At 65.9% G+C, this 22,741-nt stretch carries 15 protein-coding genes; 9 read left to right on the top strand and 6 right to left on the bottom strand.

Features of this window, described 5'->3' with window-relative positions; translation table 11 throughout:
* Positions 1–12: 12 nt before the first annotated feature.
* Positions 13–2,253, bottom strand: coding sequence for a DEAD/DEAH box helicase (locus FHS02_RS19055; protein ID WP_137315915.1), 2,241 nt, complete (start codon positions 2,251–2,253; stop codon positions 13–15).
* A gap of 224 nt (positions 2,254–2,477) precedes the next feature.
* On the opposite strand from FHS02_RS19055, the gene FHS02_RS19050 reads away from it, so the two are divergent.
* A complete protein-coding gene (locus FHS02_RS19050; protein WP_137315914.1) occupies positions 2,478–3,491 on the top strand; it encodes an alpha/beta fold hydrolase in 1,014 nt (337 codons plus the stop codon).
* Between the two features lie 100 nt (positions 3,492–3,591).
* On the opposite strand, the gene FHS02_RS19045 is transcribed toward FHS02_RS19050, so the two are convergent.
* Positions 3,592–6,393, bottom strand: a complete 2,802-nt coding sequence (locus FHS02_RS19045; protein ID WP_175424902.1) for a bifunctional diguanylate cyclase/phosphodiesterase — start codon at positions 6,391–6,393, stop codon at positions 3,592–3,594.
* A 234-nt stretch (positions 6,394–6,627) separates the two neighbouring features.
* Between FHS02_RS19045 and FHS02_RS19040 the strand changes: the two genes are divergently transcribed.
* Together FHS02_RS19040 and FHS02_RS19035 are read left to right on the top strand one after the other, a co-directional pair.
* Positions 6,628–7,323, top strand: a complete 696-nt coding sequence (locus tag FHS02_RS19040) for a dienelactone hydrolase family protein (protein ID WP_137315912.1) — start codon at positions 6,628–6,630, stop codon at positions 7,321–7,323.
* Between the two features lie 63 nt (positions 7,324–7,386).
* Positions 7,387–7,830, top strand: coding sequence for a thioesterase family protein (locus FHS02_RS19035; protein ID WP_137315911.1), 444 nt, complete (start codon positions 7,387–7,389; stop codon positions 7,828–7,830).
* A 95-nt stretch (positions 7,831–7,925) separates the two neighbouring features.
* Here FHS02_RS19035 and FHS02_RS19030 read toward each other — a convergent pair whose 3' ends face one another.
* A complete protein-coding gene (locus FHS02_RS19030; RefSeq protein ID WP_137315910.1) occupies positions 7,926–8,420 on the bottom strand; it encodes a DUF3016 domain-containing protein in 495 nt (164 codons plus the stop codon).
* A gap of 547 nt (positions 8,421–8,967) precedes the next feature.
* Here FHS02_RS19030 and FHS02_RS19025 point away from each other — a divergent pair.
* Entirely contained in the window at positions 8,968–9,717 is a 750-nt protein-coding gene (locus FHS02_RS19025; RefSeq protein WP_137315909.1) for a DNA-formamidopyrimidine glycosylase family protein, read from the top strand.
* Between the two features lie 111 nt (positions 9,718–9,828).
* On the top strand, positions 9,829–11,328 hold the full coding sequence (locus FHS02_RS19020; RefSeq protein WP_137315908.1) for a response regulator: 1,500 nt from the start codon (positions 9,829–9,831) through the stop codon (positions 11,326–11,328).
* Positions 11,329–11,503: 175 nt separating this feature from the next.
* Here FHS02_RS19020 and FHS02_RS19015 read toward each other — a convergent pair whose 3' ends face one another.
* Positions 11,504–12,919, bottom strand: a complete 1,416-nt coding sequence (locus FHS02_RS19015; RefSeq protein WP_137315907.1) for a sensor histidine kinase — start codon at positions 12,917–12,919, stop codon at positions 11,504–11,506.
* A gap of 279 nt (positions 12,920–13,198) precedes the next feature.
* Positions 13,199–13,720 carry a hypothetical protein gene (locus FHS02_RS19010; RefSeq protein WP_137317639.1) on the bottom strand — a complete coding sequence of 174 codons (522 nt, stop codon included), beginning with the start codon at positions 13,718–13,720 and terminating at the stop codon, positions 13,199–13,201.
* A 157-nt stretch (positions 13,721–13,877) separates the two neighbouring features.
* On the opposite strand from FHS02_RS19010, the gene FHS02_RS19005 reads away from it, so the two are divergent.
* Both FHS02_RS19005 and FHS02_RS19000 read left to right on the top strand, forming a co-directional pair.
* Positions 13,878–14,957, top strand: coding sequence for a porin (locus FHS02_RS19005; RefSeq protein ID WP_137315906.1), 1,080 nt, complete (start codon positions 13,878–13,880; stop codon positions 14,955–14,957).
* Between the two features lie 227 nt (positions 14,958–15,184).
* A complete protein-coding gene (locus tag FHS02_RS19000) occupies positions 15,185–15,571 on the top strand; it encodes a hypothetical protein (protein ID WP_137315905.1) in 387 nt (128 codons plus the stop codon).
* 48 nt (positions 15,572–15,619) lie between these two features.
* On the opposite strand, the gene queC is transcribed toward FHS02_RS19000, so the two are convergent.
* On the bottom strand, positions 15,620–16,330 hold the full coding sequence (gene queC, locus FHS02_RS18995; RefSeq protein ID WP_137315904.1) for a 7-cyano-7-deazaguanine synthase QueC: 711 nt from the start codon (positions 16,328–16,330) through the stop codon (positions 15,620–15,622).
* A 132-nt stretch (positions 16,331–16,462) separates the two neighbouring features.
* Here queC and FHS02_RS18990 point away from each other — a divergent pair, with 132 nt between their 5' ends.
* Positions 16,463–18,244 carry an autotransporter assembly complex protein TamA gene (locus FHS02_RS18990; RefSeq protein ID WP_137315903.1) on the top strand — a complete coding sequence of 594 codons (1,782 nt, stop codon included), beginning with the start codon at positions 16,463–16,465 and terminating at the stop codon, positions 18,242–18,244.
* On the top strand, positions 18,244–22,680 hold the full coding sequence (locus FHS02_RS18985; RefSeq protein ID WP_137315902.1) for a translocation/assembly module TamB domain-containing protein: 4,437 nt from the start codon (positions 18,244–18,246) through the stop codon (positions 22,678–22,680). The genes FHS02_RS18990 and FHS02_RS18985 overlap by 1 nt, the downstream gene beginning before the upstream one ends.
* Positions 22,681–22,741 lie beyond the last annotated feature (61 nt).

Below are 22,741 nucleotides of genomic sequence, written 5' to 3'. Positions count from 1 at the left end.
CGCGGGGGAGGTTCAGCGTTTCGCCTTGGGCTTGGCGGCCGGCTTCTTCGGCGGCGTATGCTTGCCGGACAGCGGCGGCATCGCATCGGCCTTGCTGATCTTCAGCTGCTGGCCGCCAACCCACACCTTGCCGAGGTGCTTGAAGATCTCGTCCGGCATCCCGTCCGGCATTTCCAGCACGGTGTGGTCCTCGAAGATCTCGATGCGGCCGATGTAACGCGCTTCCAGGCCGCTTTCATTGGCGATCGCGCCGACGATGTTCGACGGCGTGGCTTCGTGCATGCTGCCCACTTCGATCCGGTAGGCACGCATGGCCAGGCCATCCTGCGCCCGCTCGCGCTTCTTTTTCTTCGGCGCTTCTTCCTCGGTAACCGCGTCGGCCACCACGGCATCGAGGCCTTTCGGTGCGGCTGGCCGTTCCTCGCGCGGGGCTTTCGATGCGACCGGACGCTCCTCGCGCTCCACTTTCGCTTTTGGCGCGGGTTTCGCTGCCGGGGCGGCAGCCTGGGCCGGTGCCGCAGCAGGTTCGCCATCGCGGCGGATGCGCATCGGCCGGCCCGCGACCCGTACCTGGGTCAGCGTATCGAGCACGTCGGCCGGCAGGTCGGCCGGCATGTCGAGCACCGTGTAATCCTCGAAGATCTCGATGCGGCCGATGAACTTCGAGTCGACGCCACCCTCGTTGGCGATCGCGCCCACGATGTTGCCCGGCTTGACGCCATCCTCGTAACCCACTTCGATCCGGTACGTGGCCATGCCGGGTTCCGGTTCGCGGGCGATGCGTTCCTTTTTCGGATAAGCCGGGCGCTCCGCGCGCTCGGCGCGCTCTGGCCGCTCGAAGCGGTCGCCGCGGTCGCCGCGATCACCACGCGGGCTGCGCTCCTCGCGCTGCGGGGCGGCCGGGCGGCCATCCTCGTGCCAGCCCTTCTCGGCCTTCTTGTCGAGCAGCAGCGGCGTATTCCCGCGCGCCATCATGGCCAGCGCGGCGGCGATTTCGGTGGCCGGCACATCGTGTTCGCGCTCGTAATCGCCGATCAGCGCCTGGAACTGTTCCAGGCCGCCGGCGGCCAGCGTTTCCGTGATCTGGTCCTTGAACTTGGCGATGCGCACGTCGTTCACGGCCTGCAGGGTCGGCAGCTCCATCGGCTTGATCGGCTGGCGCGTGGCGCGCTCGATCGTCTTCAGCAGCGTGCGTTCACGCGGCGTGATGAACAGGATCGCGTCGCCGGTGCGGCCGGCACGGCCGGTGCGGCCGATGCGGTGCGTGTAGCTTTCGGCATCGTACGGCACGTCGTAGTTGACGACATGGCTGATGCGTTCCACGTCCAGCCCGCGCGCGGCCACGTCGGTCGCCACCAGGATGTCGATCTTGCCTTCCTTGAGCATGCCGATGGTGCGTTCGCGCGCGGCCTGCTGCATGTCGCCGTTGATCGCGGCCGCCGAGAAGCCGCGGGCGCACAGGCGCTCGGCCAGTTCCTCGGTGCCCAGCTTGGTGCGGTTGAAGATGATCATGCCGTCGAACGGCTCCGCTTCCAGGATGCGGGTCAGCGCATCGAGCTTGTGCATGCCGGAGACGAGCCAGTAGCGCTGGGTGATGTTCTCGGAGGTGGTGGTCTTCGCCGCCACCGTGATTTCGGCCGGTTCGCGCAGGTAGGTGTTGGCGATGCGGCGGATCGGCGACGGCATCGTGGCCGAGAACAGCGCGGTCTGGCGCGACCCCGGCGTTTCCTTCAGGATGCGCTCGACATCGTCGATAAAGCCCATGCGCAGCATCTCGTCGGCCTCGTCGAGCACCAGCGTTTTCAGCTTCGACAGGTCGAGCGAGCCCTTGTCCAGGTGATCGATCACGCGTCCCGGCGTGCCGACGACGACGTGCACGCCGCGGCGCAGCGCGGACAGCTGCGGGCCGTAGCTTTGCCCGCCATAGATCGGCAGCACGTGGAAGTTCGGGATATGCGCGGCATAGCGCTGGAACGCTTCGGCAACCTGGATCGCCAGTTCGCGCGTGGGTGCCAGCACCAGTGCCTGCGGCGTGTTCTGGCGGATGTCCAGCCGCGACAGGATCGGCAGCGCGAAGGCGGCGGTCTTGCCGGTGCCGGTTTGCGCCGTGCCCAGCACGTCGCGGTTCTCCATCAGGTGGGGAATCGTCTGCGCCTGGATCGGCGAAGGCGCCTCATAGCCTACTTCGCTCAAGACTTTCAGCAGCGGAGCGGACAGGTTCAGGTCGGAAAACAGAAGGGGTGTAGCAGTCATTGCGGCACTCGCGATAAGTTATTGTTCGAATCGCCCAATGCGACAGGAAAGGGCGTAGTTTACCCTGTCCGCGCGGCGGGCGTCTCACGACAGGCGGCAGCCGGCGTCAGCTCAGCCGTTTTTCCGCTATATTGGCCGGTTGCCGGCCCCTGCCGAACGCAGCGGCCAGGCCCCCTCGCACCGACCAATCTTTATTTCGCTGATTTTTTTTGCAGGAATCACGCATGTCCAAACTGTCGACTTCGATCCTCCTCGCGCTGGCGCTCGGCGCCAGCATCGCCTCCGGCGCCGCGGGCGCCGCCGGCGCTGCCTACGGGCCTGAACTGCAGGGCTTCCGCTACCCGTATCCGGTGCAGCACTTCCGCTTCAATTCGCAGGGCCAGACCATGCAGATGGCCTACATGGACGTGAAACCCGCCGGCAAGACCAATGGCCGCACGGCGGTGCTCATGCATGGCAAGAACTTCTGCGGCGCCACGTGGGAAGGCACGATCGCCGCGCTGTCGCAGGCCGGCTACCGCGTGGTGGTGCCGGACCAGGTGGGCTTCTGCGCTTCCACCAAGCCGCCGCACTACCAGTACAGCTTCCAGCAGCTGGCGGCGAACACGATGGAACTGCTGAAGAAAGCCAGTGTCGACAAGGTGGTGCTGGTGGGCCATTCGACCGGCGGCATGCTGGCCACCCGCTTTGCGCTGATGTATCCACAAAGCGTGTCGCACCTGGTGATGGTCAATCCAATCGGCCTGGAAGACTGGAAGCAGCTCGGCGTGCCGTACCGCACGGTGGACCAGTGGTTCGAGCGCGAACTGAAGCTGACGGCCGACGGCGTGCGTACCTACGAAAAGAACACGTACTACATGGGCCGCTGGAAGCCCGAATATGAAAAGTGGGTGGACATGCTGGCCGGCCTGAACGCCGGTTCCGGCCAGCGGCTGGTGGCGTGGAACTCGGCCCTGATCTACGACATGATCTACACCCAGCCGGTGGTGCACGAATTCCCGCAACTGAAGGTGCCCGTCATCCTGATGAACGGCGACGGCGACACCACCGCGATCGGCAGCGACATCGCGCCGCCGGAAGTGAAGGCGAAGATCGGCAACTACAAGGTGCTGGGCAAGGAAACCGTGAAGCGCATCCCGAACGCGAAACTGATCGAGTTCCCCGGCATGGGGCATGCGCCACAGATCGAGGATCCGGCCGGCTTCCACAAGGCGCTGCTGGGCGCGCTGGGGCAGTAGCGGATAGCAAGCCACTGGTTGGCGGCCGAGGCAAACCGGTGTCAGACACCATTTTCTGGGTGAATCTTCCAGCAAATGGTGTCTGACACCGGTGTTCATGTCACGTGTCCACACCGAGCGGTGCGCCATTGCCGGCCACCACCTGCGCCTCGTTTTCGTCCAGCACGGTGCCGATGGCGGTGGCCGGTACCGGCCGGCTGAAGTAATAACCCTGCATCTGCGAGCAGCCATGCTCGCGCAGGAACGACAGCTGGTCCACCGTTTCGACGCCTTCCGAGATCACCTGCAGGTTCAGGTTCGCCGCCAGTGCGATGATCGTGGTGACGATGGCCGCGTCGTCCGGGTCGATCGTCAGGTCGCGCACGAAAGCCTGGTCGATCTTCAGCACGTCCACGGCGAAGCGCTTCAGGTGAGCCAGGCTGGAATAGCCGGTGCCGAAATCGTCGATCGCCAGCTTCACGCCGAGGCGCTTCAGTGCGCGCATCACGTCGATCGCGTGTTCGACGTCGTTCATGACCGCGCTTTCCGTCAGCTCCAGTTCCAGCGTCGCCGGATCGAGCCCGGTTTCTTCCAGCACGCGCGCCACGCTCTGCACGAAGTCGTGCTCCGCCATCTGCCGCGCCGAGACGTTGACGGCCACCCGCAGGTAGCCGCGGCCTTCGCGCTGCCATTCGACGAGCTGCCGGCAGGCGCTCTCCAGCACCCACGCGCCCAGTGGCAGGATCATGCCCGTTTCCTCGGCCAGCGGAATGAAGCGGCCCGGCGCCACCATGCCCAGTTCCGGGTGCTGCCAGCGCACCAGCGCTTCCATCGCCACGATGCGGCCGGTGGCGATGTCCACCTGCGGCTGGTAATACAGCACGAACTCGCGGCGTTCGAGCGCGCGGCGCATCGCCGTCTCCATCTGCACCCGTTCGCCCAGCCGCTCGCGCATGGCGCTGGTATAGAACTGGAAGTTGTTGCCGCCCATTTCCTTGGCGCGGAACATGGCGATGTCGGCGCGTTCGATCAGTACCGCGGCATCGGTGCCATCGTCCGGGCACACGGCCACGCCGGCGCTGCCGGAGATGAACTGCTCCTTGTCGTCCAGCATCAGTGGCGCGGCCAGTGCGGCCAGCAGCCGCTGCACCTGTTCCGGCCGGGGCTGGCGTTCGCCCAGATCCGGCAGCAGCGTCAGTGCGAATTCGTCGCCGCCCAGCCGGGCCAGCGTGCTGCCCGGCCGCAGCGCTTCCTGCAGCCGGTCCGCCACTACTTGCAGCAGGCGGTCGCCGCCCCGGTGGCCCACGCGGCTGTTGGTGAACTTGAAACGGTCCAGGTCCAGCGACACCACCCACAGGCTGTGGCCATCGTGCATCGCCCGGCCGATCGCCTCGTGCAGCCGCTCGTGCAGCAGCTGCCGGTTCGGCAGGCCGGTCAGCGCGTCGTGCGTGGACTGGTGGTGCAGCTCCGTCTCGTAGGCCTTCATCGCCGTGATGTCGTAATGGAGCGATACGAAATGGGTAACCACGCCGCGCTCGTCGCGCACCGGCGACACGTAGGTCTCTACCCAGAACAGCGTGCCGTCCTTGCGGTAGTTGCGCAGCACCGCGTGGCCATCGCGCTGCTCGCGGATGGCGGCGGCAATCGACAGCACGCCCGGCTGGCCCAGGTCGTCGCGGCAAAGCACGCGCGCGCTCCTGCCCAGCACTTCGTCGCGCGTATATCCGGTCTGCAGCTCGAACGCGGGGTTGACGTAGACGATCGGGTTGCCGGCACCGGCTTCCATGATCATGATCGTATTGGTCGAGGATTCGATCGCCCGCTCGCGCAGCAGCAGCGAACGGTTCGCCTCGGCCAGCTGGGCGGTGCGCTCCTGCACCTGATCCGTGATCGTGCGGTTGCGCGTGGCCAGCGTGCGCACCCAGGCCGTGCCCAGCAGCGTCATGACCAGCCCCAGCGCCAGCGCCGACAGCGAAGCGAGATGGTCGGCCAGCCCCACCGCGTCGTCCATTTCCGCCACCACATGCCAGGGCCGGCCGGCGACATCGATCGTGACCGTCAGTGGCGCGGGCGGGCGCGGAAGCAGCCAGGAAAACGGCGGCGGCACGGCCGGCTGGTCCAGGCCCGGCGGCGGCGTGTAGTAAACCAGGTTTTCGGACGACTTGCGCTCGTCGGCGTACACATGCAATCCGACCCGCTGCAGCCGCCGGTTGGAGGCATGCACCAGTTGCGGCAAGCCGGAAGGCTGCAGTACGTGCGCCACCATCGCGCCCGGATCGATGGCGACGGATGTTTCCCCCACCAGCGCCGCGCGCCGCGCGGCCACGCTGCCCAATGGTGCGCCGAAGCGGTACACGGGCATCGATACCACCATGCCGGACACCGCTTTCGGTAACTGCGCCAGCGTCGTCAGGCGGCCGGCGGTCGGCAGGCCGCTGTCGTAGGCGTGCCGGCGGCTGGCCTCGTCGCCGGAGAACATCGTATCCAGGCCCAGCGCGGCCGCATTGGTGGCGAACGGTTCCACGAATTCGATGACCCGGTAGCGGGGGCGCCGCGCGGCCGTCGCCAGGGTATTGCCGCGCAGTTCCGTGATCCGGGCGCCGGGCAGCACCTGCCGCAGCGCCGCCTCGAACGCGGGACGTTCGGCATCGTCGACGAAGCGCAGGTAGCTGATGCCGACAACGAACGGATAGCGCACGGCCAGCGGTTCGACGAAGCGGCGGAATTCGTCGCGGGACACGGCCGGCCGGCTCGCATACAGGTTGTTGACGCTGCGCAGCGTGTCGATCACATTGTTGATGCCTTCGGAGAGGGCGAACACCCTCACATGCGCGCGTTGCGTGAACGTGAGCACGATGCGGTCCTGCTCCAGGCGGCTGATGCCGGCGAAGAGCAGGGCCGTCAGGCCGAGTCCACACAGCAACGCCAGCAGCGCTGGCGCATGTTGCCGTGCATTCCTGGCCCGTACAAGAACAGTCCTGTCACGAATTCGGGCCACCTTGCAAATCAGGTTGGACGGAGCATCAGGGTAGCACGGTTGGAGCCACATCCCCGCCCGGCTGTGGCGCGACGTGCAATATGTTGCCGGCTTATACTAATCGGTCAATATTACGCAGCTGACATCAAATAAGCAGCTGACATCACACAGGAGGATAGATTGGACAGCGATACCAGATGGATCGACATACAGGGCGATGACGGCACATTCCAGGCTTACCAGGCATTGCCGCGTGGCGGCAAGGGTCCCGGCATCGTGCTGATCCAGGAAATTTTCGGCGTCAACGCGCACATCCGCAGCGTGGCCGAGCAGTATGCGGCGGACGGCTACGTGGTGCTGGCGCCGGACCTGTTCTGGCGCCAGGGCGCCCATATCGAACTCGCCTACGACGAAGCGGACTGGAAGAAAGCCGTGGCATTGAAGGGCGCCACGGACACGCAGAAGGCGGTGGCCGACGTGGCCGCCACCATCCGCGCGCTGCGCGGCCTCGACGGCGTGCAGAACGTCGCATCGATCGGCTACTGCTTCGGCGGCCTGCTGTCCTACCTGGCGGCGGCGGCCGGCAATGTCGACGCGGCCGTGGCCTACTACGGCGGCGGCATCCAGAACCAGCTGGACAAGGCGGACGACGTGACGGTACCGCTGCTGATGCATTTCGGCGGCAAGGACAGCCATATTCCCAACGATGCCGTGAAAAGCATCGCCGAACGCTTCGGCGACCGCGACAACGTGGAAATCCACGTCTATCCCGACGCCGAGCATGGCTTCAACTGCTCGCACCGCGGCAGCTACCACCAGCGCTCGGCTGTCGAGGCGCACGGGCATACGCTGCTGTTCCTCGCCGAGAACCAGTAAGGGCGGCGCCCGCGCTACAATGGATTTTTAATCCCGGGCGCCCGCGCGGGCGCTCCTTCCGCCATGGCCAGACTCAAGCTTGCATTCCCCGACGACCAGTTCGTTTATTCGACACAGATGTCGGTGCGCGTCACCGACATCAATCACGGCAATCATCTCTCCAACGACTCGATGATCTCGATGATTTCCGAGGCACGGGCGCGGTTCCTGTACGAATACGGCGTGCGCGAAACGGAGAGCGACGGCAGCGGCATCATCGTGACCGACCTGGCCACCACCTACCGCGCCGAAGCCCATGCGCGCGACCTGCTGGTATTCGAAGTGGGCGTGATGGACTTCAACAAGTATGGCGGCGACATCATCTTCCGCATTACCCGCCCGGCCGACGGCGCGCTGGTGGCGATGGCGAAATACGGCTTTGTGTTCTTCAATTACCGGCTGAAGGAAGTGGTACCGATGCCGGACGACTTCAGGGCGAAATTCCCGCGGGTGAACTGGGTCGATTGACGGGCCTTTGGTAAAGAAGCTGGAGAAGACGCTGGTGAAGAAGCTGGTAAAGACGGGTGAACAGGCGGCCGCTGCCGGCCGCCCTCCCTCGCCGCTTACTTTTGGCTCACCTGGCTGCCCAGGATGGCCTTCTGGAACCAGTCCTCGATCATCTGCTTCTCATAGCGCAGCGGGTCGCCCGAAGAATACCGGTTGATGCGCTGCTGGTACATCATGTTCTTCAGCGTTTCCTCGCCGCTGCGCAGGACCTGTCCGCCCTGCTCCAGCGTATAGCTGAGCTTCATCGTCGGCCAGTCGGCGCCGCCGCGCATGATGCGTATATCGTCAATCGCCCAGCGGCGCGGCTCTTCGCGCCCGGCCAGGTCGATGTCGGTCACGGTGACCTTCAACTCTTGTCCGGCCGGCAGATCCTTGGCCAGGTCGTTGAAATGCCGTGTCACTTCCTTCAGCACCCGCTCGCGGTCCTGCTGCGAGCGGGGCATGTCCATGAATTCATCCGGCTTGACATAATCGACCGTGATGCCGGCGCTGGCGGTGCCTGCTGCCGCCAGCAGCGCCGCGGCCAGCCAGGAGCGTGCTTGCAGTCGCATGATGGTTCCTTTCCTCGATAGTCCTGTGATCAGCCTTTAAATATACGCCGATCGTGCGGGAGTATCGTTTCGGCTGTCACGATGTTGTAACAGATCGCAACTACCATGCTCGCATCGTATCCGCACGGCGATCGTCCGGAAATGTCTCCCGATGGAGGCCCGCGGGCGGCAAGCCCGCAAACGGAGTCCTGATGCGTCGTGCTCTCGGCGCAATCCTTCGCCGCACCCGGCTTGCCGCGTGCGGCTTTTTTTTGTTGCCCGAAAACCGGTGACAGACACCGGTTCTTTTGAAACATTTCCAGAAAACCGGTGACAGACACCGGTTCTTTTGAAATATTTCCAGAATAAACGGAGCCTGAGATGAGCGACGGCCTGCAGGCCACCCACCGCTCCGCAGACGAGGAGCAATACTTCCTGCCCCCTGCTTCGCCACCGGTTTGGTCCCGGTTTGTCTTTTAACGGATTTGTCGCCCGTTTGTGCGCGCGCTAACTGCCGGTTCCCGGCCGCGAGGCCAGACTTTGCTCTTTGGTTCAAACGGAGCACGGCATGCCCGAAGGTCCTTCCCTCGTCATCCTGAAAGAGCTGGCACAGCCGTTCGCGGGCCGCACGATCGCGGCGGCGCATGGCAACAGCAAGGTGGTGCCCTACGATGAGCTGCCCGGCCAGCCGATCCTGTCGCTGCGCACCTGGGGCAAGCATTTCCTGATCGAACTGCCGTTGTTCACGCTCCGCATCCACTTCCTGATGTTCGGCAGCTACCGGATCGACGAGCGCAAGGAAAACAGTCCGGAGCGCCTGGGCCTGGCGTTCGAGGAAGGTGGTGAACTCAATTTCTATACCTGCGCGATACAGTTGATCGAAGGCGACCTCGACCAGGCTTACGAATGGCACGCCGACGTCATGGCCGATGCATGGAAGCCGGCCGCCGCGCTGAAAAAACTGCGGGCGATGCCGGATACGCTCGTGTGCGATGCGCTGCTCGACCAGACAATATTCTCGGGCGTCGGCAACATCATCAAGAACGAGGTGCTGTTCCGCCTGAAAATCCATCCGGCTTCCACGGTAGGGGCATTGCCGGCCACGAAGCTGCGCGAACTCGTCAAGCAGGCCCGGCAATACAGCTTCGAATTCCTCGAATGGAAAAAGGCATTCGTCCTGAAGCAGCACTGGCTCGCGCATACCAAGCGCATTTGCCCGCGCTGCAATATTGCATTGCACAAGGCGCACCTCGGCAAGACCAGACGCCGCACCTTCTGGTGCGAGCGCTGCCAGAAACGGTATGGTCCGGTGTTGTAAAGCCGTAGCGCAAAGATTATTTCCTGTTGTCAATAATCAAAGTGGCGCATAGAATGGCCTGGCCCGTGACCCGAAAATGCACGGTCTTCCGTCCTCAAAAAGCGAACCGTCATGTCCTTTCTGTCATCCGCATCGCCCAAGCTGCCACCCTGGAAAGTCCTGCTGGTCGACGACGAGCCCGACATCCACGACATCACGAAACTGACGCTGGCGCGCTTCCGGCTCGATGGCCGCAGCCTGTCTTTCGTGCATGCCTACAGCGGCGAGGAAGCCAAGCAAGTGCTCGCGCGCGCGAGCGACATCGCGCTGGTGTTCCTGGACGTGGTGATGGAACGCGAGGACAGCGGGCTGGAAGTGGCGCGCTGGATGCGCCAGGACCTGGACAACCAGTTCACCCGCATCGTGCTGCGCACCGGCCAGCCAGGCCAGGCGCCCGAGGAACGCGTGATCGTCGACTACGACATCAACGACTACAAGGAAAAGACGGAGCTGGACCGGACCAAGCTGTTCACCACCACCTTTGCCGCGCTGCGCGCCTACCGCGACATCATGAAGGTCGAGGAAGCGCGCCAGCAGCAGATGCACTACCGCGAAGGGCTGGAGCGGGTGATTGCCGCCTCCACGCATATCTTCAAGCAGCGCAACCTGAGGGACTTCGCCAGTGGCCTGCTGCAGCAGGTGGTCGCCCTGTTGCGGCTGGAGCACAGCATGCTGCTGCGCCTGCGCGGCGCCACCGCGATCGCCGGCGAAGGCGATTTCGAGGTGCTGGCGCAGATCGGCGAGGAGACGCTGCTGACACCGGAGCTGATCGCCCAGCTGCAGGCAGCCGAGCGCAACCGCATCTCGAAGCTGGAGGGCGACACGTATGTCGGCTACTTCCCGAACCAGAGCGGCAAGGCTTCGCTGCTGGTGCTGAAAGGGGTCGACGAGATTTCCGAGATCGACACCAAGCTGCTGGAGATCTTCTGCAGCGACGTGGCGATCGCCTTCGACAATATCCTGCTGAACCAGGAAATCACCGACACCCAGGCCGAACTGATCATGCGCCTTGGCGACGTCGTCGAATCGCGCTCGAACGAGGCGGGCAACCACGTGCGCCGCATGTCCGAGGTGTGCCACCTGCTGGCGAAGGCGTCCGGCATGCCGGACGACGAAACGGCGGTGCTGAAGCACGCCGCGCCGATGCACGACATCGGCAAGATCGCCACCCCTGACGCGGTGCTGCTGAAACCCGGCAAGCTCACGGCGGAAGAGTGGGAAATCATGAAGCAGCACCCGGCGGTCGGCGCGTCGATCCTGGACGGTTCGCAGCGCCCGATCCTGAAGGCCGCTGCCGTCATCGCCCACCAGCACCACGAAAAATACGACGGCAGCGGCTATCCGCAGGGGCTGAAAGGCGAAGACATCCACCTGTACGCCCGCATCGTGGCCGTGGCCGACGTGTTCGACGCGCTGATGCACAAGCGTGTCTACAAGGATGCCTGGCCGGTCGACAAGGTGATCGATTACCTGCGCGAAGTTGCCGGCAAGCACCTCGATCCCCGCTTCGTCGAGCTGCTGATCGACAATGTCGACGAGGCGCTGGCGATCACGGCGCGGCTACCGGATTAACCCGCGGCCCAGTTCCTGTCCACCGTGGCGGCAACCCTGCGTTTCGGACATGAGCCAAGTTTCGGACACGAGCTCAACCTTCATCTCCAGCCGAGCCCGTGTCCACTTTCGGGGATTGACCCCAAGGTGGACACGGGCTCATCCATGGGTGCTTCGGTTCTGCTTCGGTTCTGATTCAGTTGGCGCGCTTGCGCTGGTCGCGCGGGAAGCGCAGCTTGTAGTGCAGGCCCATGCCCGGCGCGCTGCTGACCTTGATGGTGCCGCCCAGTGGGCCGGTCGCCAGGTTGTACAGGATGTGTGCACCCAGCCCGGACCCGCCACTGCCCCGCTTGGTCGTGAAGAAGGGGTCGAACAGCTGGGCCAGCAGGCTCTGGTCCATGCCCATGCCATCGTCGCTGTAGTCGAGCAAGACGTGGTCGCCATCGATGCGGCCGGTAATGCGGATCGTGCCGGCCTGGTCTTCCTCGTAGCCGTGCACCAGCGAATTCTCGATCATGTTGGTGACGATCTGCGATACCGCGCCCGGAAAGCTGTCCAGGTCGATGTCCGCCGGGCAGTCCACCCGCACCTTGACGGGATTGCCCTTCAGCTTGGGCTGCAGCGACAGCAGCACTTCGGCCAGGTACTTCGCCAGGTTGAAATGGCGGATGTTTTCCGACGACTGGTCCACCGCCACCTGCTTGAAGCTGCGCACCAGCGCGGCGGCGCGCTGGGTATTGCCCGTCATGATGCGCAGCGACTGGTCGACGGTATCGAAGAACTGGTTCAGGCCTTCCTCGTCCAGCCGGCCTTCGGCCAGGTCGCGCCGCGTCAGTCTCAGTTCCTCGACGAGGTGCGAGGTGGCCGTCACGCAGATGCCCAGCGGCGTATTGATCTCGTGCGCCACGCCTGCCACCAGGCGGCCCAGCGACGCCAGCTTTTCCTGCCGCACCAGTTCCGCCTGCGCATCCTGCAGCTGCGTCAGCGCATGGTTCAACGCCGCGTTCTGCCGCTCCAGCGCCGTCCGCGCGGTGTCCAGCCGCGCGGTGCGTTCCTGCACCGCGCGCTCCAGCCGGTCCATGCTCTGCAGGCCCTGCAGCGCCGATGACACCTGGTTGGCGATCAGCGCGAACAGGGCCTGGTCTTCCCCGCTGTAGGTATGTTCGCTGTCATAGCTCTGGATGACGATCGCACCCAGCGGCTGGTGGTTCTGGTCCATCAGCGGGCAGCCGATCCAGTGCTCGGCGACCGTGCCCACGCCGAAGGCGGCGACCTTCCTGCGGGAGATATGCTCGGCCGCCGTCATCACGAGGCACTGCCGGTTCAGGATCACCCACGCGGTGGGCGACTCGTCCGGCGACGCCAGGTGCATCACTTCCGCCGGGTCGGGCGGGGTATCGGCTTCGTCGACGAAGTAGACGAAACGCACCGCGTTCGGCGCGCCGTCGCGGTCGTTCAGCGCCACGTAGAAATTAGCCGCATACATGATGCGGCCCAGCGCACCGTGCACGGCGCGCAGGAAGCCGACGATGTCGGTACAGCGGGTGGACAGCTGGCCGATTTCCAGCAGCACGGCCTGGACGGCTTCGAGGCGGCGGAGACGATCTTCCATCGAATTTCCTGGAGTAAATAAATGCAATCAGGAAATATAACAGGCGCTTTCGCCGAGGGCCAGCGCCACTACAAAAATGCAACACAAGCCAGGCAACAGCAGGTGCAACCGATCGGGGGCGACCGATCGGAGCAACGCAGCGCGTAACTGAAGCGTGTAACTGAAGCTTGTAACTGCAGCGTGTTACTGAAGCGTGTTACCGAAGCATGTTACCGAAGCGTGAAACCGAAGCATGCAGTCGACGCGCGCAGCCGGCGCGCGCCATCGACCGGCCGGCTGTTATCCGCCCGACGGCTTCCGGTAGCCGCCTTCGATCCAATCGGTAGCGCTGGTGACGGACAGCCGGAAATCGGGCCGCGTGCGCACCGACGCCAGTTCGTCGCCATATTCGTCGACGGCCGTCAGCGTGGCATACGGCTCGTCCTCGTCCGGCGTGATGACCAGCTTGACGGTGATTGCCGCGCCGTCGTCGGTCACCACGCGCACGGACTTGTGCAGCCGTGCGTGCAGCTGCTGTTCGTGGCGGCGGATCACCTCGTTGGCGGTCTTGACCAGCGTATGGAAGGCGGAAATATCCAGCGGCTTGGGGTTTTTCTTGTCGCGTCCCATTGTCCACGGTCCGACTAGCGCCGGCTCCGGTTCGCCGTCCTTGATCATCGCCACGGCCCAGCCTTCATCGTCCTCGTTCTTGATGACGCGGGCGGTCCAGCCCTGGCCCTGCCAGACGCGGTCTTCCTGGATCAGCGCATCTTCCGGCTCGCGCTCGTCCATATGCTCGTTTTCCGGCGCATTTTCGTCCATCAATGTTTCCTCGATCAGATCTTGCATGGGTCCTCTCGGCAAAAATTACTGTATGAATACCCAGTACTATAGCAGCTTCAGAGGGAAAAATGGGAGCCCCGGGGGCGCCACGTTTGGGGGATGCCGGCCGCCGCGCCGCCACCGGACAATGGCAACCATGAAGACATCCACCCTGATCCGCCTTTTTACCCTGTCCGCCAGCGCGGCGGCCACACCGTTCGTCCACGCCCAGGTGCAGGTCTATGGCCGCCTCAATGTCTCGCTGGAAGCGGCCCGCGCCCCCGGCGCGCACGTGGGACGCATGGTCAACAACCGATCGGTGCTGGGCTTCAAGGGCAGCGAAGACCTGGGCGGCGGCCTGAAGGCCCTGTTCCAGGTCGAGGGCACGCTGGCGCCCGACACCGGCGCAGGCGAGATCGCCCGGCGCGACACCCGCGTCGGGCTGGAAGGCCCGTTCGGTACCTTGTTCGCCGGCCACTGGACCACGGCGTACAACGGCGCCACGTCGGGCCTCGACCCGTTCTATCCGACCACGGCAGGTTACATGAGCATCCTCGCCAACGGCTCGGCCTCGTCGACCGACAACGTGGCCGATGTGGCATCGTTCGATCGCCGCCAGGCCAACAGCGTGCACTGGTGGTCGCCCCGCTGGCGCGGCTGGACGCTGCGCGCCACGCACGGGCTGGCCGAAGAACGCCCGGCCAGCGGCGCGAAGCCCTCGCTGCTGTCGCTGGCGCTGATCCACGACGCGGGTCCGCTGTACCTGGCGCTGGCGCACGAGCGCCACCACGAATACCACGGCCCCGGCAGCGCCGATACGGGCAGCAAGGCCGCTGTCGGCTACACGTTCGGCACGACCCGGCTGGCAGTGGTCGCCGAGCGCCTCGCCTACGAACTGCCGGCGGGCCGGCTGGCCCGCAACGCGCTGTATGTGTCGCTGAGCCACCAGGCCGGCCGGCACGGCCTGCGCGCCAGCATCGGCCGGGCCAGCGACGGCCACGGCAGCGGCACCGTCGGCTTCGTGCGCGGCGGCGCGGACACGGGCGCCGTGCACGCCACCGCCGGCTACGAGTACCTGTTCTCGCCACGCACCACGGTGTATGGATACCACACGCGGCTGCGCAACGACGGCAACGCGGCATATGACTTCCCGATCAACGGCGTCGGCACGCTGGGCGGACCGCTGGCCGGGGCGCACATCTCGGCCACCTCGTTCGGACTGCGGCACAGTTTTTAATACCGCCGGCGGCGCAAAACCGCTGACAAAAAACCGGTGACAGGCTCCTATTTCCAGGAAATGTTTCAAAAAAACCGGAGCCTGTCACCGGTTTTCGTTTTGCGTACCGGGTACGGGTTCTTTCCCGTTCGCCCCGCAAATCCAACCGTTCGTCGCTTTCCTTCCGCTTCTCCAGCCATGGCCGCGTAGAGTTCAACCATCGAAACAGCCACTCCCTGGAGCACATCATGAAAAAACTTCTCGCCGTCACCATCGTCGTGCTGCTGTTCATCGCAGCCTGCAACGCCTTCGATCAACCATGGGGCCAGGACTTCCACGTGAATGTCGACGGCGAGGAATTCGACGGGCCGTTCGGCTGGGTGCTGGGCGTGCTGCTGGCCGGCGGCGGGCTGCTGGTCGGCGCCATCGTGGTGGTCTGCGTCGCCATCCTGATCGGCCTGCTGTTCGCCGGGCTGGGCGTGCTGGTGGTGTTCGGGCTGGCCGCGCTGGGCGTGGCGCTCGCCGCCGCACTGTCGCCGCTGCTGCTGCCGCTGGCGATCGTCATCGGCCTGGTGTGGTACTTCAACCGCCGCGGCAAACGCCGCGCGGCCGAAATGAAGGAAGCGGCCATCTGAGCGCCGCGGGAAAGAAGAAAAAGGGCCGCGATCGCGGCCCTTTTCACGTCATGCCGCCTGGTTCGCGACGTAGTTCTGATAACCCCGCGCCCGCAGCGCGCAGGCCGGGCATTCGCCGCAACCGTAGCCCCAGTCGTGCAGCGCGCCCCGCTCGCCCTTGTAGCAGGTGTGCGTGTCGGCACGGATCAGGTCGACCAGCGGCTGGCCGCCCAGGTCCTCGGCCAGTTCCCAGGTTTGCGCCTTGTCCAGCCACATCAGCGGCGTCTCCAGCCTGCTGCGGGTATCCATGCCCAGGTTCAGCGCCACCTGCAGCGCCTTCATCGTGTCGTCGCGGCAATCCGGGTAGCCGGAGAAATCGGTTTCGCACATGCCGCCCACCAGCACGTTCATGCCGCGGCGATAGGCTAGCGTGGCCGCCACCATCATGAACATCAGGTTGCGGCCGGGCACGAAGGTATTCGGCAAGCCGTTGGCCTGCATCGTGATCTCGATGTCCTCCGTCATCGCCGTGTGCGACAGCTGGGAAATCAGTCCGAGGTCGATCATGTGGTCGTCGCCCAGCTTCGCAGCCCAGTCCGGGCGCAGCGTGCGCAGCTTCGCCAGCAGTTGCGGGCGCATCGTCAGCTCGATCGCGTGGCGCTGGCCGTAGTCGAAGCCGATCGTTTCGACCCGCTCGTAGCGGTCCAGGGCCCAGGCCAGGCAGGTGGTGGAATCCTGCCCGCCGGAGAACAGCACCAGGGCGGCATCGCGTGTCATCATTGCATCCTTCTCGAAAACCAAAAAATCTTATAAGTACGCCATCTTTTTTACCGATCCGGTAACATCGCCCCGATAATAATCAACCATCCATCACCGGGGTCACGAATTTTGGCACAACTCGTCACAAATGTAATGCGGCTGGCCTGCGCGGCAATGCTGGCGGCACCGCTCGCGCTCTATGCGGCGGAGGGGCTGCAGTACAACGTCCGGATCAATGCGCCAGGCGACCTCGACGATCTGCTGGAAGAAAACCTCGACCTTTTGAAGTACCGCGGCAATCCCCGCACCGATCTCGAACAGCTGCGCCGCATGGTGCGCACCGCGCCCGCGCAGGCCAATACGCTGCTGGCCACCGAAGGCTACTATTCGCCCACCGTCAACGTGCAGCTCGACGAAAGCGGCACCTCGCCGCAGGTCACGGTCGACGTGACGCCCGGCGAACCGGTACTGGTGGGCGCCGTGGAAATCGTGCTGAACGGCTTCGCGTCGAACCCGGAATCGCCGTTCGACAAGGAAGCGCTGAAGGCCAGCTGGCCGCTGGCCGAAGGCCAGGTGTTCCGCCAGGCGGACTGGGAAGGCGCCAAGCGGGCGATCCTGCGCGCCGTGGTGCAGACCCGCTACCCGCGCGCGCAAATGACGGAAAGCGTCGCCACCGTCGATCCGGACACGAAACGCGCGCTGCTGCGCGTGGCATTGGACAGCGGCCCCGAGATGCGCTTCGGCGAGATCCGGATCGAAGGGCTGAAACGGTATCCGGAAGCCGTCATCCGCAACCTCAACAAGATCAATCCAGGCGACCTGTACAGCGAAGCGGCGTTGCAGGCCTTCCAGGCGAAGCTGCAGGACACCGGCTATTTCTCGTACGTGGAGGTGACGGCTGACCTGAACACGCTGATCGGCGAACGGCAGGAAGCGCAGGCCGAACAGAGCGCCGGCGCGCCGCAGCCGGCCACGCTGCCGCCGGTGCCGCTGCTGGTGCACGTGGTGGAAAACAAGCGCAAGAATGTCAGCGTGGGTGTCGGCTTCTCCACCAATACGGGCGGCCGCACGTCGGTCAGCTATGACGACCTGGCCATCTGGGGCCTGCGCCTGAAAAGCGCGCTGACGGTGGAACAGAAGAAGCAGACGGCACGCGGCGACTTCTACTTCCCCACCACGGCGGACGGCTACAACGACAGCTTCGGCGCCGCGCTGGAACGCAACGACATCGAAGGCGAAGTCACCCGCACCGCCTCCGTGTACGCCAAGCGCGCCTGGGGCACGCCGCTGCTGGAACGCAGCATCTCGGCCGAGTACCTGAACGAGAGCCGCACGATCGCCGGGGCCGAACCGACCCACGCGATGAGCCTGCCGATCACGTACGCCGTCACGTGGCGCAAGCTGGACAACCTGGTGTTCCCCACCAAGGGCTATGTGCTGAACGCCACGGCGGGCGGCGCGCTGCTGCCGATCCTGACCGACGAGAAATTCATCCGCGTGACGGCGCGCGGCATCACCTATCGCCCGGTCGATGCAAAGAACCTGCTGATCTTCCGCGGCGAAATCGGCGCGCTGCGCTCGGGCAGCAAGGATGGCGTGCCGGCCACCTACCTGTTCCGCGCCGGCGGCGACAATTCCGTGCGCGGCTACGCGTACCAGGAACTGGGCGTGCAGGAAGGCGAGGCCACCGTGGGCGGCCGCTACCTGGCCACCGCCAGCGCCGAGTATCAGTACTGGTTCCGCCCCACCTGGGGCGCCGCCGTGTTCTACGACGCCGGCAACGCCGCCGATTCGCTGTCGGAGATTCATCCGAAATCCGGCTATGGCGTCGGTGCCCGCTACAAGAGCCCGGTGGGCCCGATCAATGTCGACGTGGCCTTCGGCCACGCGACGCGCAAGGCTCGCCTGCACTTCTCACTTGGATTCACGTTCTGATGGCCGACGATACCAACACCCCCGACAATCCGGCCAACCAGTCCAGCGACGACGCGCCGCTGCCCCGCAAGGAGCGCCGCTGGCTGCGCCGCACGCTGATCGGCACCGGCATCACCGTCGTCATCCTGGGCGGGGCGATCTGGCTGCTGGGCCGGGAAACCACGCTGCAGCAGATCGCCGAGCGCGTGGCAAAGGCCAGCGGCGGCGCGATCACGATCACCGGCGTCACCGGCTCGCTGTACAACCACATGCACATCGGCCGGGTCGTCTACAAGGGCAAGACCAGCACGATCACCGCCGACAACATCGACATCGACTGGTCGCCGCTGCAGTTCTTCTCGTCCGGCATCGAGATCAGCCAGCTGCGCGTGCAGTCGGTGCTGATGCGGACCACCGGCGAGGACGATGAACCGACCGTGTTGCCGGAAACGCTGGCGCCGCCGTTCCGCATCGCGGTCGATGACGCGCAATTGCTGAAGCTGACGATGATCGGCCTGACCGGCACCCGCACCGAGATCACCGACGTGCGAGCCAGGCTGTATGGCGACAAGACGCAATGGCAGCTCACCAGCGCCAGCGCCGTCACGCCGTTCGGCCGGGTGGCGGCCGATGGCACGATCGGCGCGCAAAAGCCGTTCAAGCTGGAAGCCAAGGCCGCGCTGACCGAAGTGCACATCGCGCCGGGCCAGCCGTCCGCGCAACTGGCGGTGGCGGCGACCGGCAACCTGTCGCTGATGACGCTGGGGATCAAGGGCACGTCGCCGAACGCCAACGGCGACGGCACCGTGACGCTGACGCCGTTCGAGAAGATTCCGCTGCGGGCGGCGGACATCCGCGCCTACGGCGTCGATCCGTCGCGCTTCCAGTCGGCATGGCCGAAGGCCAGCCTGGACCTGCGCGTGAAGGCCGACATCGGCACGCAGCAGCAGGTGAGCGGCCTGCTGGAGCTGACGAACAAGGCGGCGCCCGGCCCGATCGACCGGCAGTTGCTGCCGTTGAAGGCCGTCACGGCGCGCCTGGGCGGCAATCTCACCGCCGCCACGCTGGACAACCTGCTGATCGACCTGGGCAACGCCGGCCGCTTCACCGGCACCGGCCGGGTCGAGCGCACCGGGCCGGACGGCGGCATCGAAACGGCCGACATCCGGCTGCACACCGACCGCCTCGACCTGCGCCACATCCACAGCGCCGCCAACGCCACCGCGATCGCCGGCGACGTATCGGCGAAGAGCACCGGAAGCGGTGCCGCTACCGTGCAGACGTTCGACGTTGCGCTGGCCGAGAAGAACATGCGCCTCGACGCGCACGCCAACCTGAAAGACACGCTGGTGACGATCGAGCGCGCCAGGCTGCAGGCCGGCCGCGGCAGCATCGGCCTGACGGGCCAGGCCAGCCTGGCGGACGACCGCGCCTTCAGGATGGCCGCCACGGTGGACCGCTTCGATCCGGCGGCACTGGGCGATTTCCCGAAAGCGGACCTGAATGCCGTGGCGAACGTGGCGGGCAAGCTGGTGCCCGAGCTGAACGCCAGCGTCGGCTTCACGATCCGGCCATCGAAATTCGCCGGCCAGTCCCTGTCAGGCAGCGGCAAGCTGGATGCGGATGCGCAGCACCTGACGAACATCGCCGCCAGCGTGGCGATGGGCCGCAACACGGTCGAGGCGCGCGGCGACTTCGGCCTGCCGGCCGAGAAGCTGAACTGGAAGGTCGACGCGAAGGATCTGGCCGCCCTGCAGCCAGGCCTGGCCGGCTCGGTCAGCGGCAGCGGCGTGGCGACCGGCGGTTACGCCGCGCCACGCACCAGCTTCGACGTCGAAGCGCGCGGCATCGGCCTGACGGGCGCGAAGGTGCGCGCGCTGGACAGCGTGATCCGCGCTTCAGGCCAGTTCGCGCTGGCCGGCAAGGACAAGTCGCCGGAAGTCACCGTGTCCGGCAGCGCGCGGCGCGTGAATCCGGCCGCGTTCGCAGCCTCGGCTCCCGCGGGCAACCTGAACGCCACGTTCGCGGGTAACGCGCGGCTGGCGGCCGACTGGCGCGCCAACGTGAACCTGGACTTCGCGCCGTCGACGCTGGTCGACGCGCCGCTGACCGGCCACGCGAAACTGACCGCCGACCACCGCCACGTGGACAATGCCGACGTGGACCTGCGCCTGGGCCCCAACAGCCTGCAGGCCAGGGGCGCGTTCGGCGCTCCGGCGGACCGGCTGAACTGGAAGCTCGACGCGCCGCAACTGTCCAGCCTGGGCGCCGGCTTCGGCGGCGTGCTGCGCGGAACCGGCACGCTGGGCGGCACGATGCAGAAACCCACACTGTCGTTCGGCATCGAAGGTAATTCGCTGCGCCTGATGACGCAGCACCAGGTGCGCGCGATCAAGGCCACCGGCACGCTGGGCAACGTCGATGCGCTGGTGGCGGACGTCAACGTGACGGGCTACAGCTCGCCGGCGATCTCGATCGACCGCGCCCGCCTGCAGAGCAGCGGCTCCAGCACGGCGCATACGATCGCCCTGTCCGCCGCGAATCCCGACTTCGACGCGGCGCTGCGCATCAAGGGCGGCTGGGCCAACGACACGTGGACCGGCAGCATCGACACGTTGCAGAACCGCGGCCGCTTCGCACTGACGCTGCAGTCCCCCGCACCCTTGACCATCGCGGCGCCGAAGGGCAGCGGCGTGGCGGGCCTGGCGTCACCGCAACGCATCGCACTGTCCAGCGCCGTGATCGGCCTGCCGGAAGGCAGCCTGCGCGTGGAAAACCTGGAAAAGAACGGCCCCCGCTGGCGCAGCCGTGGTACGGCGGCCGGCGTGCCGGCCACGTACCTGGCGCAACTGTCCGATGCGTGGCGCGGCCGCGTCGTCAGCGACCTGACGCTGGGCGCGAACTGGGGCCTCGACATGACGCTGCCGGCCGGTGGCGGCGCACCGGCGCTGGACGGCTCGGTGCGCGTGTTCCGCGAGAAAGGCGACATCACCGTGACCGGCGGCGCCAGGCCGCTGCCGCTCGGGCTGTCGCAGTTGCAGGCCGGCGTCAACGTCGCCGGCAATACGCTGAAGGTGCAGGCCGGCATGGTCGGCACGCGCGCCGGCCGCATCGCGCTGGACGCCACGGCGCAACTGCGCGACGGCCGCATTCCCGGCGACAGTCCGCTGGCCGTGACCGGCAGCGTGGATGTGCCGTCGATCGCCTGGATGGCGCCGCTGTCCGGCATGGACGGGCTGGAACTGGAAGGCGCGCTGAAGGGCGCTATCGCCGGCAGCGGCACGGTCGCCAACCCTGCCCTGAACGGCGACGTGTCGGGCAACGGCCTGGTGATCAACTGGGCCGACCAGGGCGTCCGCCTGCGCAACGGCCAGTTGCTGGCCCGCGTGGACGGCGACCGCCTGACGTTGCAGAAGCTGCACCTGGAAGGCCGCACGGGCCGCGCCGACGCGGAAGGCTGGGCGCGCCTGGCCGGCAACGAAATGACGATGAACCTGAAGCTGACGGCGGACAAGCTCGAAGCGTTGTCGCGTCCGGACCGCACGCTGGTGCTGTCCGGGTCCAGCGAAGTGATCCGCGATGCCAAACGCTTCCAGCTGAACGGCAAGTTCCGCGCCGACCGCGCCGACATCGAACTGCCGGACGAGAATTCGCCGACGATCAGCGACGACGTGGTGATCCTCGGCCGCAGCAAGCCCACGATCAAGGAAACCGCGCAGGCGATGCCGCTGAACGTGGACCTGGAAGCGGACCTGGGCAACGATTTCCGCCTGAAGGGCAAGGGCCTCGACGCCTACCTGGCCGGCGCCGTGCACGTGCGGGTCGCCGACCGCCGCGCGCCCCGCATCAACGGCAGCATCCGCGTGGCCAGCGGCACCTACGCGGCCTACGGCCAGAAACTGGCGATCGAGCGCGGCGTGATCAACTTCACGGGTGCCTACGACAACCCCGGCCTGAACATCCTGGCGGTGCGCAAGCGCCCGGAAGGCACGGAACTGTCCGATACCAACGTGGAAGCGGGCGTCGAGGTACGCGGCACGGCCCTGTCGCCGACCGCGCGGCTGGTATCCACGCCTTCCGTGCCGGACAGCGAGAAACTGTCGTGGCTGGTGCTGGGCCACGGCATGGACGACATGCAGGGCAACGAGATGGGCCTGCTCGGCACGGCCGCCGGCGCGCTGTTCGGCGGCAAGGGCGGCGGCAGCTTCGCCAACAAGGTCGGGCTGGACGAACTGGGCGTGTCGCAAGGCAGCGGCAACGCCACCGGGCTGGAAAATACCGTGGTCACCGTCGGCAAGAAGCTGTCGTCACGCGCCTACCTGGGCTTCGAACAGGGTGCCGGCAGCGCCACGTCGCTGGTCAAGCTGCGCTACAAACTGAACCAGCGGATCACCCTGCAGTTCCAGACCGGCACGAACAATGCGCTGGATGTGCTGTACACGTGGGCGTTCGATTGAGGGTGGCTTGATGTCGCAAGGAACGCTTGCATCGCTGGGGTCTGTCCCCGGTAAGCGTTGA

This window comes from Pseudoduganella umbonata (assembly GCF_014192225.1).
In the GTDB taxonomy this organism is placed as follows: domain Bacteria; phylum Pseudomonadota; class Gammaproteobacteria; order Burkholderiales; family Burkholderiaceae_D; genus Rugamonas; species Rugamonas umbonata.
Note: the sequence above shows the minus strand (reverse complement) of the source record. Positions and strands in the feature narration are given on the sequence as shown.